Source organism: Mucilaginibacter phyllosphaerae, from assembly GCF_004378255.1.
GTDB classification, from domain to species: Bacteria; Bacteroidota; Bacteroidia; order Sphingobacteriales; family Sphingobacteriaceae; genus Mucilaginibacter; species Mucilaginibacter phyllosphaerae.
Genome location: NZ_SNQG01000005.1, coordinates 273,060 through 286,753 on the forward strand (window position 1 = coordinate 273,060; position 13,694 = coordinate 286,753).

Below are 13,694 nucleotides of genomic sequence, written 5' to 3' on the forward strand. Positions count from 1 at the left end.
ATACCAGGCCGTTAACCATAATCTATCCGGTAAATAACTGATAGCTGGTATAACAATCGCCTGTTTTAAATGTTACCCTATTGTGAAAACATACGCCTTAAAATTGAAACAGAACATCCCCATCAGCCTTGATGAGGCCTGGGATTTCTTTTCGTCGCCTTTAAACCTGCAAAAAATAACCCCTGCAGATATGCGCTTTGTGGTAACATCCGATTACACGCAGCAAACCAAAATGTATGCCGGGATGATCATCACTTATAAAATATCGCCCTTGCTGGATATTAAGATGAACTGGATGACAGAGATAACCCACGTTGCCGATAAAAAATATTTTGTAGACGAACAACGCTTTGGCCCTTATGCCTTGTGGCATCATCAGCATCACTTTAAGGAAATACCCGGCGGAGTAGAAATGACCGACATTTTAAATTATGCCATTCCCTACAGTGTTTTAGGCACCATAGCCAACAACGTATTTGTAGGTAAAAAGGTTAAGCAGATATTTGAATACAGAGTAAAAGCTGTGGAAGACCTTTTTGGGAAAATGTAGTTCTCCATTGCGAGTTATAACTACTAATAGATGGTGTCAGTCAGTCAGCCGGCCAAAGACTTGTCGAGTGGCTAATGGTTCGACAGGCTCACCATGACACGCTAAAAATCGCATGCCTGCCAATAGATGCTTGTTTTCAGCAGCACAACCCCGTTAGTTACATCTTTACTTACAATACTTAGCCGCTTCTGCGGCGGCTGTTTTAGAGCCCAGGCTTACGGCTTGCTTAAAATCTGTACAGGCGTTACCGGCGTCCTTTGTATTGATGCGCGCAAGGCCGCGTAAAGTATATATCTCGGGGTTTTTAGGTTCTATTTTTACGGCGTAATTAAAGTCGGCGTTCATGCGGTCTTTATCACCTAAAAAGCTGCGGGCATATCCGCGCCAGGCATAAGCCACAGTATTATCCAGGTTAATAAAGGTTACGCTGTTAAAGTCATCAACCGCACCCTGATAATTTTTCATGGCTATGCGTATTTGCCCACGAATAAAATAAGCATCTTCCTGCCCGTCGTTTATCTTAATGCCTTTGGCAATATCCGCCAGTGCGCCGGCATAATCCCTTTGATCAAACTTGGCGCTGCCGCGATTAAAATAAGCCAGTGTAGAGGCTGTATCAAGCTTTAAAGCGGCGTTGTAATCAACAATAGCTCCCGGTATATCGCCGGTATGTTGTTTGGCAACCCCACGGCCTACATAATAGTTGGCTACTTTACCATTTTTGGTTATCAAGGTATTAAACAGGGGTAAACCCTCGCTGTAAAACTTAGCCCTGATCATCGATTTTACAAACCTGTCGCGCAGGTTATCATCATCCTTATCAATAGCAGCTATCCGTTTGTAATCAGCAAATGCACCATCGCGGTTATTTACTTTAAGGCGTGTTTCGGCCCGTTTCAGTAACGTTTCCGAATCGCCGGGGCTATAGCTTAATGCCTTATCGTAATAGCCCAAAGCACTATCATAATTATGTTTACCTGCCGCAATGTTACCCAACAGCACGTAAGAATAATCGTTAGACGGGTTCATTTTTATACCCAAATTCAAATCGGCCAGGGCAGCAGTGGTATCCTTTAATTCCAGGTTGGCCCTTGCCCGGCTAACATAAGCATAAGCATTTTTAGGGTCGAGTTTTATAGCCTGGTCGGCATCGTCTTTAGCATCATCAAAATTGCGCGCATCCAGCTTTAAGTCAGCACGGCTCTGGTAGGCTTCGGCTGTTTCCTTTAAGGTTATCGATTTATCAAAATCAGCCAGTGCACCTTCCTTATCATTCAGGTTATATTTTACCAAACCATCGTACAGATAAAGCTCGGCGTTGTTAGGGTCTTGCTTTATAGCCTGCGCAAAATATTCAACTGCGCCTTTCTTATCGTTGTTATTGCCCAGGGCATTTGCCAGGTACTTATACAAGTTTGGCAGTTTTGGGTTAAGGGCGATAGTCCTTTTATAATCAGCAATGGCGGCATTATAATTTTTAAGGTTACCATATGCGTTACCACGATAAAAGGTAGCTTCGGCATTTTTAGGGTTAAGGGCAAGTGCAGCGGTATAATCGGCAATAGCGCCTTTATAATCGCCCAGGTTACCTTTAGCATTACCGCGGTAATAAATCAAATCAGCGTTTTTAGGATCAAGCGCTACCGCTTTGTTATAATCTTCAATAGCACCTTCGTTATCCTTTAAATTGCTTTTGGCTACGCCACGGTACTCATACAGTGATGCATCCTTAGGGTCGAGCGTTATCGCTTTTGTAAAATCTTCAACAGCGCCCTGATGGTTACCCATACCGGCTTTTGCATTTGCACGGTAGTGGTACATATCTGCACGGGGGGCCAATTCAATGGCTTTGGTAAAATCTGTTATGGCATCGGCAAACTTGCCCCGGTCATTATAAATATTGCCCCGGTAAAAATAAGCAAACGTACTTTTAGCATCAAACTGTATGGCTTTGGTATAATCCTGTAAAGCGTTGGGCTGATCTTTAAGATTATTGTAGGCGTTACCGCGATAAAAATAAGCGCGGGCATTATTGGGCTGTAACTGGATAGCCTTTGAAAAATCGGCAATGGCTTCTTTATAATTTTTGATATTAGCTTCGGTATTGCCCAAACCGATATAAGTTTCGGCACTTTGCCCAAAACAGCAAACGGGTAAAAAAAACAGTATTATAAGGAATTTGGCCATTGTTAATTTATTAAACTATCTGAAGGGTTTAAACAGGAGGGATACGTTTGCTGTAGCACCATCACCGGTGTTGCGCCCGTTGATAAAGTGGCCGGCAGACAGGAAGGTAGAAAACCGCCTGCTAAACGTATAACCGTATGTTAACGATACCTGGTTAAAAGCAAAGTTTTTGTTTATTGCCTGGATAGGCGAAAATTTGGTAAAGTTACTGGATGAATAAAAGCCGCTGAATGAAGCCGAAACCTGATGACGGAACTTCCTATCCAGCGTTAGGCCGAAGGTGGCATTGTACCTGTCCTGTATCGGGCCGTCGGGGCCAAAATACTGGCGTACGCCATTTTCTGCCGTAAAGTAATAGTTTTTGCCCAACACTTTGCCGCTGCCTGCAAAAGCCAGCTTAATTTCGGCACCCTGTTGTTTGTAACCCAGGCCAAGATCTGTATAAAGGGGCTGCACATAGGTGCCCTGCACTGTAAAATAGTAAATGTAATTGATATTGGCCAGGTAATAGCGCACGCCCACCTCCAAATCGGTAAAGCCGCGGCTTACGGTCTTGGCGGTGTTATCTTCATAAGTGTTTTTTACATAGGGCAGCAGGGCTACCAGCGTAAACCTGCGGCTTAAGCCATATTCTGCATAAAGCGAAAAGCCTAACGACTCGAACTGGCCGCCATTGTCAAACAATTTTTTACGGCGCAGGGAGTCCCACCCCCTATCTGCATAAAAGTAACTGAACGACGGCGAAAGCAACAGTCTTTTTGGCCTTACCGGGAAGCCCCCTGCATGGCTGCTGTTTGGTGCCAGCAGTATAAAACCGATGGCTATTAGTAAATACTTAAAGTACGTTTTAGGTAAATTCATTTCATGCTGTTAAAATAATGCAAAATGATCGCGCATCCATCTGCCCTCCAGATCTTTGTATGATTGCGAGATCTCATGACCAAGATCCTTAAATACCATCAGCCTTTTTTTGCCGGGTATTACGTTATACGTAGCATACTCGTTAAAAGGTGGGGCGTAGGGGTCTAATAAACCTATCCCCATTATCATGGGGCAGGTAACTTTACCGGCAAAGTTTTTACCATCGTAATAATTCATATTACTTAAAACCTTATCAAACGTTAGCCCCGGCTGTGTGCGGATGTACTTTTTAATATCGCTTATGGGCCAGGTAACCTCGCCATCCAAATCGTTTACATCGCACAGGATGGGGTTTTGCGCCGAGCAAAGGTTTACCCTTTTATCTAACGCGGCTGTAGCCAGCGCCAGGTAACCGCCCATACTACCGCCGGATACCAGAATATTATCGTGTTTTAAATTGGGCTGTGCATACACAAAATCAACCGCACGGATGCAATCCATGATCACCCCGCGCATGACGTAATTGTCGCGGTCTTCTATGCGGTAAAAAATAAATTCATCGCGGCGGGTATCTATAGGCCCCCGGCTGTTACCCTGCCCCCTTACATTAAGGGTAATGATGGCCAGATCTTCATCCAGGCCGGTTATGGGCATCAGGTTTACCTGGTAACCCGGCAAACCCAGCAGTACCGAAAACTTACGGTTAGGGTCTTTATTGATGGGTATGGTCATCCAGCCTTTAACGGTATAGTTATCCAGCGATTTCATTTCTATCAGGAATACCTTGCGGTTATCGGTATTCATTTTAGGCATCGGGGTTAACTTAAACTGGGGCTTTACTTTTGCCAGGTCGTTTTTAGCTTGTTGCCAAAAGGCATCAAAATCTGCCGGAGGGGCGTATTTTGAGCGGATCTCCTCCGGCTGGATACCGAATACCCGGCGGGTGGTATCGTCATACTCGGTAATGTTCACCATAAAATCAACCTTGTAAAAGCCCGTTTTTAAGGCCGGCAGCTCAAAGCTATATTTCTCTGATGCCTTTTTGCCCAGTTTAACATTTTGCTTGCCCGAGCCCAGCTTTTTACCATGCTGCGTTATCTGGTACGATACCGTGCCCGTTTGCGCGGCATCTGTAGGGTTTTTAACCTCGAAGGTGTAGGTTGCCCGGCTATCGAAAATAGCATTTTTGCTGCCGGGGGTTAATACCGTGGATATGCCCTCTTCGTCGTCCTGCGCAGCAGCAGGAAGATACTGAGAACATACTGCTGCAAGCATGCAGCTTAGTATAAAAATTATCTTATTTGATCTGTTCACCATATGAGTAATTGCGGCTTAGGCCTTAATCGCTTCTGATTGATTATCCGGGTTACGGGGTTTATTTTTGATCAAAAAATCCGACTGGCGAATATAATGATTTAAAGGCTCCTCTATCAGCTTAAACAACAGTACAGATACCGCGTTAAGGATAATAAAGGCATATAAAACGTTCAGGTTATCGTACTGGAACGGCGACACCCAGTCCTTCCCCCACTTATCGTACAATTCAAAAATATCATCGTTCCATTTGTTAAAATAGTTATGCAGAAAATCGTACATATAACCCAGATGGATCAGGTAAAATATATACGAACTTTTACCCAGCAGCTCTACAAAGGGATTAGATAGTATCTTTTTCAGCACCGTGGTTTCGGTTAGCAGGCCGTAAAAAAACAACGCTATAGAGCCCGCCAGCAGGTAGTTATTGGTAAAAATGCCGAAGGGGTTATGCAACCCGGCTACCTCACCTTTGGGGATGGGCAATACGCTCATGATGCCCACGCATACAAATATCAGCGCGAAGCCCAGGTAAGTAAACCATGTTTTGGCCTCGCCGCCTATGCTTACCTGCCGTTTTTTAACGATGAGGGCAAGCTGTATTCCCGCAAAAAACTCAAAGCAGCGGCCCAAAAAGGTGTACAGCATCATAAACGTAAAGTTGCCGAAGAAACCATACCAGTTTACATTACGGAATATCATCACCAGCCCTGCGCCAAACAAGGTAACCACAGCGCATTGCAGCCAAAACTTATTATACTTTTTAGCGAAGTAAAAGATGAACGGGGCCGAAAAGTAAAAGCATTCCTCTACCGTAAGGCTCCATCCCTGGGCTATACCGGTAAACTTAAGCTGATCAAAAAAGCCCCTTACAAAGGTAATGTGCATAAAAAACAGGCCCACAGGGCTGGCAAAGCCACCGGTTATCTTCTCATCATGCGTAAAGTAGTAGGCAACAAAGGCCCCCAGCGTAAGTATAAAATACATGGGATAAATACGCGCCACCCTGTTTTTAAGATACTGCTTAAACCAGTTGCCGGTAAGTTTAAAATTATCGAAATACCTGAAAGCGATTAAAAAGCCCGATAAAACAAAGAAAATGGTAACCCCGATGTGGAACTCGTTAAGAAAACGTTGCACAGCACGGGGAAAATTTTCATCAAACGCATAAGCATAATGCGATATAAATACCAGGTACGCCGCCAATGCACGCACCCCGGTAAGCGCCGGAATGTAGTTTTGTAAAGGTTTTTGAGCCAAAACAGTTATTTAAGATTGTATTTTACGGATAAATGTACATATAGGTTATACAAACCCGATACCAACATCAAAAATTGAAATTAACTCTACAAGCCATCAGCCGCCAAATTGTTTAAAAAGGCTTAAAACTACAGGGAATAGCCGTAAAGTTCATTGGTGTCCTCATCTGCATATCTGCACATTTACAACGCGCTTCCCTGCACTATCCCGCGGCTTAGTATGCGCTGATCGATAAAGTACTGGATCTCGCTTTTTTTGAGGCCCCAGTTGGGCGCTATCAGCAACTCGCGGTCGCTTAGGCCAAACAGGCGCTGGATCACGATATCCGGCCTTACGCGCGGCAGCAGCTCGCACAAAAAGTCGGCGTACTCTTCAATCCCGAAGAGTTTAAACGGTTCGCGTTTATACTTAACGCCCATTACACTGCCCTCTACAATATGCAGGTGGTGGAATTTTACAAATTTGATCTGCCCGTGGCGGTTGATCTCGTCGGCGTATTTAAGCATCATATCGTGCGTTTCCCAGGGGAAACCGAAGATGGTGTGCACGCATACATCCAGCCTGGTATTCTCGGTAAGCTTAAGGGCTTTCAGTAGTTCGTCGTGGCTGCAGCCTCGGTTTATCTGGTTAAGAGTATCATCATAAATGCTCTCCATACCCATCTCCAGGTCAACATCAAAGCGGTCGGTATAGCTTTCCAGCAGGGCAATCTTTTCGGCGTCGATACAATCGGGGCGGGTACCTACGCTCAGGCCTACAATATCATCGGTGCCGTAGCTCAGGGCCTCGTCATACATCATTTTTAGGTAATGGGTGGGCGCATAGGTATTGGTATTGGGCTGAAAGTAGATAATAAACTTATCGGCCTTGTTACCCTTGCGGGCGCGCTCCATCCCCTCTATTACCTGCTGTTTAACCGTGGGGGCGTTGCGGCTAACACTGGGCGTAAACGAATCTACATTGCAGTACGTGCAGCCGCCATAGCCTTTAGATCCATCGCGGTTGGGGCAGGTAAAGCCGCCGTCTACAATCACTTTAAACACCCGGTGACCCTTATATTTATCTTTAAGCCAGGGGCCATAGTTGTTGTAACCTTTTTCCCACTGTGCCCCTGCCGTATTCGTTAACATCATGATTGCCGCAAAGATACAGTTTTAGAAACAACCCCCGATAATTTACATCATGGCAACCGTTTAGCCTGTTTTAGGCGGCCAATTTATTGCCCTAATTGGCAAAGCAATATTTTTTAGCTATAAATTAACTATTAGTTATTTGAAAAACACGGGTTTTTACGTATAGGATAGATGGTTTTTATACCCAATATTAGGGCACCTAAACCTGATCAATTATTAGCTTGTGCGTTAGCTAAGTATAAGGCCGTAAGCAACCGCTTATGGCTTTTATGCTTTTAGGGAGATGGTGTCCGTCCGTCCGCAGGTACGGGTGGGTGCGGACGCCGGCCGGACACCCAAAAAACCAATTTACACTAAAAGGGCGGTTTGGATGTGGTAGCTGTTAAGCACGTTTACGCAGCAAAGTGTTCACGTTCACAACCGTGAACACACGTGAACATTGCAACTTATTAATTATCAGCGAATTAAAAAACAAGCTACTGACAAATTAGTGCCACCACTGGGTATATACAAATATATAGCTGAGTTTTTAAAGTGCGGCTCCGCTCTTTTTAATTGGGCCAAATTGGACGCACATTTTTTCGCCCTGAAATGACTTTTTTTCGCCCCTGGTTAGTTTGTTATACCAGGCAGATATAGAAATCTTAAGTTGGGTGCTGCAAGTAAATATGCGTGTTTGCAAAAAGCAGCCTATTAACATACTGAGATAATGATTATATATAAAATACATTGAAGCAAAAAATTTATGACGCAATAAAAACTATTTGAAAACGTGTTTTTATAGTTATATATTTACTTAAAATTGAGAAAGTCTATGAATTGTGGTTTTTGTAATTTAGATAGAAGCAAGAATCCTGAAATTTGGAATACTGTATTATTTGAAACTTCGAACTTCTTCGTTGTGCCAACATTAGGTGCACTAGTTGAAGGCTGGTTGTTAATTGTATCAAAGGAGCATTATTTATGTGTAGGAGAACTAGATAGTGAATTATTTGAAGAGTTAGAAAAGCTTACATTTAAAGTGAGTAATTTTTTAACTAAGCTATATGGCGATATAACAATTTTTGAGCATGGTCCAGCGGTACCCAATCAATTAGTTGGATGTAGCGTAGATCATCTTCATTTGCATCTAGCTCCTTTATCATTTGACCTTTTGGGAGCTACCAAAAACATTATTGATTTAGAGTGGACAGAATTAGTAGATTTTAAACAATCTAAAGAATATTTTAATAGGTCTAAACCATATGTTTATATTAAAAACCCTAAAAATGAGCAATTTATTGCAACTAGCAACGTCTTTCCAAGCCAAACATTGAGACAAGCTATCGCTTATGAAATAAATAAATTTGAAAAATATAATTGGAGAAATAATTTAGAGATCGACCATATTATGTCTACAATAAAGACAATTCAAAATAGTCCTTTTTATACTGAGTGTGATAATCTAGAACTTTCTGTTTATGACTAGTCTACCCAATCCGGACAATAATGATGGTAGGGAACCTCTAGATTGGAAATCAAAATATGCGGGTAAAGCATTATTTCATATTTCGTGTGAAGCATCTTTTTTGAGCCTATTACTGATTGGAACACCTGTATTAGCGTTTCTATTTTGGCAGAAAATACCTCAACAATTATTTGGCCTTAATGATAGCGACTGTAAAGTGTTCACAAAATATGTAATAACATCATTAGGCGGAGTTTTCGGAGGAACATTATTTGATATTAAATGGCTTATACATGCTGTTGCTAAAAACAAATGGCATGTTGATCGCAGGCTATGGAGACTATTTGTTCCATTTTTGTCTGGAGGCTTTGCACTAGTTTTTGTATTAATGTTAACAACCTTTGTTAAAATTTTCGATCCAAAATCTGTTGAAGCCAGCTCTTCTGCATTTGGCTTTGGCTTTTTAGTTGGTTATTTTACTGATAGTGCTATTGCTAGATTATCAGATGCTGCTAAAAATATATTTGGTAACCTTGAAGAACATTCAAGATGAATCTCTTACGTGAAAACAAAGATATTTTTATTTTTCACGGCCCTCACTTTAAAAACCTTAGTGAAATTGAACAACAAAAGGCTATTGGTATTATAGGTCAAAAAGCATTAGGGCTGCTTAAACTCAATGCTGATTGGACCCTCCCCTATATTGTTGTCACTACCACATCTTATCAAAATTGGCTTTTACAAACTGAAACAGGTGATTTAAGTGTTTTAGAAAACCACTTAAGAAAAAGTATAGTTGAATTTGTATGGTTAACTAAAGGACTTTTATTCAAAAATGCAATTATTAGATCTAGTGCGAAAATAGAAACGTTCGAAGAAAGAGGTGAATTTGATAGTTTGGTCAGTGAATTAGATGTTGAACACATAATAAATAAAATATTTACTATTTGGACTGATGCCAAAAAAAAACTATCCAAAAGAAATCATTTAAACAATGAATTAGCATTAATTATTCAAGCATATATAACACCATTAAAAAACGGTCATTTTTCCAACGAAAGAAGAGTCAGTAGAAATTTCAATAACTGGGTCATTGAAACTTATAATAAAACTGGTACCATTCAAAATAAAAATGTAACGGTCCATAAAACGCAGTTAGTTCCAACATCAAGCAAATTGCTTTGCAAAAACATTAATGAACTTCACACAAAATTAAAAGAACTGGCTATTTTATCTTACGATTTAAATAAAAGGTGTCATTTTGAATGGTTATGGAATGGGAAAGAATTGTACGTTTTGCAATGCGATGTTGAATTAGAATATATAGGGAGCGCTCCTGGTAGCGATTGGAAATTAAAAGAGAAGATATGTTCCATTTATAAACTAAAAGCTTTTGTAAAAGAAAAAGATTCCCTTTATAAATGGAATAAAGCTTTACACGTAAAAGTTTTTAGGGAATTAGGATTTAAAGTAAGTGATATTTTCATACTAGAAAATACGACTATAATTCAAAAGGTTCTAAATGGTAAAAATGTTAAGAGTTTAATCGATGACTTAGATTGGCTTACAGAATACCCAATTGTTATTCGTACCTCCCATAAACAAAATGAAAATCTTTTTAACTTAAATCTTCCTCGTACTGAAACCGTATTTAATGCAAATGATGCGTTAGCATTCATTAAAAATCGAAGTCAAGAGTTTATTGACAACGACTTGAGACTAGACCAATTTTCTTTTTTAATACATCGTTTTATTATTTCAAAGTCGTGCGCTTTAGTACTATCAAAACCAAATTCATCAAAAGTTAGGATAGATTCGAGTTGGGGCTTTGCTGACGGGTTAGGATACAATCCATATGATTCTTTCGAGTTAGATATTTCTTCCAAGTCAAGTATTAAGAAACAAATTAGATGTAAAAAAGAATACTTAGACGTTGACAACGTAGGAAACTGGATTTTAAAAAAAGCCGGTAGTGCTTGGGACTGGAAAGAATCTCTAGATAGTGAAGAACTGTTTGAGATAGCTAATATGAGTGTTCAAATAGCTAATAAGTTGGACTCTGATGTTATTATTATGTTCTTCATTGGAGGGGACCAATCAACAATACATCCCAAAATATTACCTTGGCATTATTCTACTAAGGAGGTACCAAAATATAATCAAGAAAGAACTTTAAGTGAATCCGTATTTTTAATTAGAAAAATCATCATCTCTAATAAACTTGATTTTGAAAACTTTAAAAGTAAAGTAGAGAATAATGAAAATAACGCTAAATCAACTATAGTCTTAAAACTAGATACAGATTTGCTCCGTAATACAGATTTCATTAGTGAAATTGGACGGTTTGCAAATGAAAAAAGTTATTATGTAGAACTTATTGGAAGCATCCTTTCACATGTTTACTATATCCTATCACGTGAAAATGTAAAAGTAAAATGCACTTATGATTTTAGCCCTAACTACATAAAACAAGAATTCAATAAATTAGTTAGAGATAAAATCCCCGAAAAAATAACATCTAAAGGAGAACTAGCTGTTACACACAAATTAGCACCTGAAAAATTAATTTCTTTATTAAAAACAAAGGCGGTAGAGGAAGCTTTAGAGTTATTCTTTGAAACAAATAACAAAAATATTATTGAAGAGCTTGCTGACGTTCTGGAAGTTATTAGGAGTATATCTAAAGTACTGGGTGTTAATTTTTCAGATTTGGAAAACAAAGCTGATGCTAAAAGGGCTGAAAGAGGGGGATTTGAAGATGGTGTGTTTTTAGAAGAAACAACTGAGGTGTCGTTAGTGCAAAATATTAATAGTAAACCTCAAAAACACCCAATAACTAATAAAAAACAGGATTACCAAAATAAAATTATATCTAGTTTCGATGAATTAACCGCTCCATTAGTTCCTTATAGTTCCAAAACCGTTTTCTTAAAACCTATATATATAAAAGATATAGATAAAGATGTGATTTTGCAGTATAGTATTAAAGGCTTAAAAATAATGTTTAAATCTCCCAATCAAGATTATGTTGATCCTAGTCAATTATCACTGTTTGCAGTTGCCCCCTAAACCCGATAACAGCGGATACCGGCCTCGAGCCTAAAGCCTGTGCCGTATAAGCGGATAGCGGGGCTGCTGTAACCGAAGCACCACTGTATTTGCTTTTTCGGGTTATTAAAAAATATTGCATCTTAGCCAAAAATAGCTAATTGATTACCCAGGCATTTATTTTACCCTTTTTTTGGCTGCTGGCCTTTATTTTTATTACGGGCGTTGGGGTGGCCTGCATGCCTTTTGGCAAACAAAGGGGTGTGCCGGGGGGCAGTTTGTTCAGCGGGTTTTGGTATGGGCTGGGCATGGTTATCCTGTTTTTACAGTTATGGAACCTGTTTTTACCCGTTAACAGCCTTTGCTGGCTGTGCCTGCTGCCGGTTGCTGCCTACGGGTGCCGGTTGCTGTGGCCCACGCGCAGTGGTTTTACCCAACCGGGGGTGCTTGCGGGGGTGCTTTGGCTGATGATAGTGGTATTTTTGATTGTCAGCAGCCTGGATAACAGCTTTATATACGATACGCTTGTTTACCATTTTTATACCATTAAGGTGCTGGGCGCCTACCCTGCCATACCGGGCATAGGTAATTTGTTTACGTATCTGGGCATCAATCAGTCGTACTTTTTATACCCGGCTTTTTTAAATGCGCTGTGGGGGCATTACCAGGGCGCCTGCGCAGCCAACGGACTGCTGGCTTTGGTGATATGCACCGAGATTGTATGGCGAAACGCCGCCTGCCTGCAGGGCAAACAAAAGTTAAGCTTTTATGCATTGTTCCAGCTGTTGTTTTTGCCGCTGTGCATTAATGTAGGCGTGCAAAACCTAAGCAGCCCCACGCCCGATGTATTCATTAACCTGCTTACCTTTAAGGTGATGGCAGATATGATTGCCTGTATAGAAGCGAAAGAAAAGTTAACCTTTTTAGATTTGTTTTTACCGGCTTTTTACTGCCTGCTGGGCGTTGTAATGAAGTTTAGCTTTATTGGCGTTGCCCTGGGCGCTGCCATGGTGTTGCTATGGGCGTTAATAACCAACAAGCTTTACCGGGCGGGCAGCATGCTGATAGCAGCAGGCATAGCTTTGCTGCTGATAGTGCCCTGGGTGATCAGGGGTGGTATTACCAGCGGGTATATCGCCTTCCCGGCTACGGCCTTGCCGCTGCCTGCCGACTGGCGCATGCCCGCCAAAGAACTAACGTATTACCTGGCCTATGTTAAAGGCTTTGCCCGTACGCACCTGCACGGGCAGCCCGCCATTGATGCCGCCTACACCTACACCTGGATCCCCGCCTGGATCAAAAGGATGCTTACCACATTTGGTTTTATAGTGCCGGTGCTGTTGGCTGTTGGTGCAGCTGTTTTACTGCGCATTAAACGCATCGGCGCCGCCAAACTATATGCCGTACTGATCCCCCTGGTTATTGCGATGGCCTTTTGGCTGGTAATCGCGCCCGATATCCGCTTTGCGGCGTTCGCCTTTTGGGCCTTTGGGCTGGCGCCTGCCGCATACCTTATCAGCCATTATCCTGTTAAATACCTCCGGCTGTTTTTGCCCTTTATTTTTGTTTGCTGTTTGCTGATGATGGTACGCAATTTTAATAAAGATATTACCCCCCTGGGCGATGTGCAGCACATCAATAGTAAGGTATTTGTAACCGCATCGGGCTTAAAAATAAACGTGGTAGCCAACTCGGCCACCTCTGATGACTGGATCATCGGCGACTGCGATATCCCCTGCTCGGTACATCCCGATAGCGCGTTAACAATGCGTGGCAGCACCATTCAAAACGGCTTTAAGCTGGCCCTGCCTGCTAAAAATACGCCTCCGCAGGCACGCTAAAAACTATGCATGCATAGTTATGTAAATTCACTAATTTTGTGTTTTACCAATTA

General features: G+C 41.4%; 10 protein-coding genes. 5 read left to right on the top strand and 5 right to left on the bottom strand.

Going from position 1 to position 13,694, the window contains the following annotated elements; genetic code table 11:
* The first annotated feature begins 82 nt into the window (after positions 1 to 82).
* Complete coding sequence (locus tag E2R65_RS14725) at positions 83 to 550, top strand: SRPBCC family protein (RefSeq protein WP_134337241.1); 468 nt, start codon at positions 83 to 85, stop codon at positions 548 to 550.
* Between the two features lie 165 nt (positions 551 to 715).
* On the opposite strand, the gene E2R65_RS14730 is transcribed toward E2R65_RS14725, so the two are convergent.
* The 5 genes from E2R65_RS14730 to E2R65_RS14750 form a co-directional block, all read right to left on the bottom strand.
* Positions 716 to 2,737: a tetratricopeptide repeat protein gene (locus E2R65_RS14730; protein WP_134337242.1), complete on the bottom strand. Its 2,022-nt coding sequence runs from the start codon at positions 2,735 to 2,737 to the stop codon at positions 716 to 718.
* A gap of 15 nt (positions 2,738 to 2,752) precedes the next feature.
* Positions 2,753 to 3,598 (bottom strand): hypothetical protein, encoded by an 846-nt coding sequence (locus tag E2R65_RS14735; RefSeq protein WP_134337243.1) that lies wholly within the window; start codon positions 3,596 to 3,598, stop codon positions 2,753 to 2,755.
* A gap of 9 nt (positions 3,599 to 3,607) precedes the next feature.
* The gene (locus E2R65_RS14740; RefSeq protein WP_158285285.1) at positions 3,608 to 4,873 is read right to left on the bottom strand and encodes an acetylxylan esterase; all 1,266 of its coding nucleotides are present in this window, start codon (positions 4,871 to 4,873) and stop codon (positions 3,608 to 3,610) included.
* A gap of 57 nt (positions 4,874 to 4,930) precedes the next feature.
* Positions 4,931 to 6,172: an acyltransferase family protein gene (locus E2R65_RS14745; RefSeq protein ID WP_158285286.1), complete on the bottom strand. Its 1,242-nt coding sequence runs from the start codon at positions 6,170 to 6,172 to the stop codon at positions 4,931 to 4,933.
* 182 nt (positions 6,173 to 6,354) lie between these two features.
* On the bottom strand, positions 6,355 to 7,305 hold the full coding sequence (locus E2R65_RS14750; RefSeq protein WP_229704670.1) for a TIGR01212 family radical SAM protein: 951 nt from the start codon (positions 7,303 to 7,305) through the stop codon (positions 6,355 to 6,357).
* 814 nt (positions 7,306 to 8,119) lie between these two features.
* Here E2R65_RS14750 and E2R65_RS14755 point away from each other — a divergent pair.
* From E2R65_RS14755 to E2R65_RS14770, 4 genes are all read left to right on the top strand, one after another.
* Positions 8,120 to 8,773, top strand: a complete 654-nt coding sequence (locus tag E2R65_RS14755; RefSeq protein WP_134337246.1) for an HIT family protein — start codon at positions 8,120 to 8,122, stop codon at positions 8,771 to 8,773.
* Complete coding sequence (locus E2R65_RS14760) at positions 8,766 to 9,305, top strand: hypothetical protein (RefSeq protein ID WP_134337247.1); 540 nt, start codon at positions 8,766 to 8,768, stop codon at positions 9,303 to 9,305. Before E2R65_RS14755 ends, E2R65_RS14760 begins: the two co-directional genes overlap by 8 nt.
* Positions 9,302 to 11,821, top strand: coding sequence for a nucleoside triphosphate pyrophosphohydrolase (locus tag E2R65_RS14765; protein ID WP_134337248.1), 2,520 nt, complete (start codon positions 9,302 to 9,304; stop codon positions 11,819 to 11,821). The genes E2R65_RS14760 and E2R65_RS14765 overlap by 4 nt, the downstream gene beginning before the upstream one ends.
* Before the next feature lie 140 nt (positions 11,822 to 11,961).
* Positions 11,962 to 13,641, top strand: coding sequence for an LIC_10190 family membrane protein (locus E2R65_RS14770; RefSeq protein ID WP_134337249.1), 1,680 nt, complete (start codon positions 11,962 to 11,964; stop codon positions 13,639 to 13,641).
* The last annotated feature ends 53 nt before the right edge of the window (positions 13,642 to 13,694 follow it).

Bases quoted from the DNA above. Each gene is read 5' to 3' on its own strand.
- E2R65_RS14730 (WP_134337242.1), bottom strand. From the start codon at position 2,737: ATGGCCAAATTCCTTATAATACTGTTTTTTTTACCCGTTTGCTGTTTT.
- E2R65_RS14735 (WP_134337243.1), bottom strand. From the start codon at position 3,598: ATGAATTTACCTAAAACGTACTTTAAGTATTTACTAATAGCCATCGGT.
- E2R65_RS14755 (WP_134337246.1), top strand. From the start codon at position 8,120: ATGAATTGTGGTTTTTGTAATTTAGATAGAAGCAAGAATCCTGAAATT.
- E2R65_RS14740 (WP_158285285.1), bottom strand. From the start codon at position 4,873: ATGCTTGCAGCAGTATGTTCTCAGTATCTTCCTGCTGCTGCGCAGGAC.
- E2R65_RS14760 (WP_134337247.1), top strand. From the start codon at position 8,766: ATGACTAGTCTACCCAATCCGGACAATAATGATGGTAGGGAACCTCTA.
- E2R65_RS14750 (WP_229704670.1), bottom strand. From the start codon at position 7,305: ATGATGTTAACGAATACGGCAGGGGCACAGTGGGAAAAAGGTTACAAC.
- E2R65_RS14765 (WP_134337248.1), top strand. From the start codon at position 9,302: ATGAATCTCTTACGTGAAAACAAAGATATTTTTATTTTTCACGGCCCT.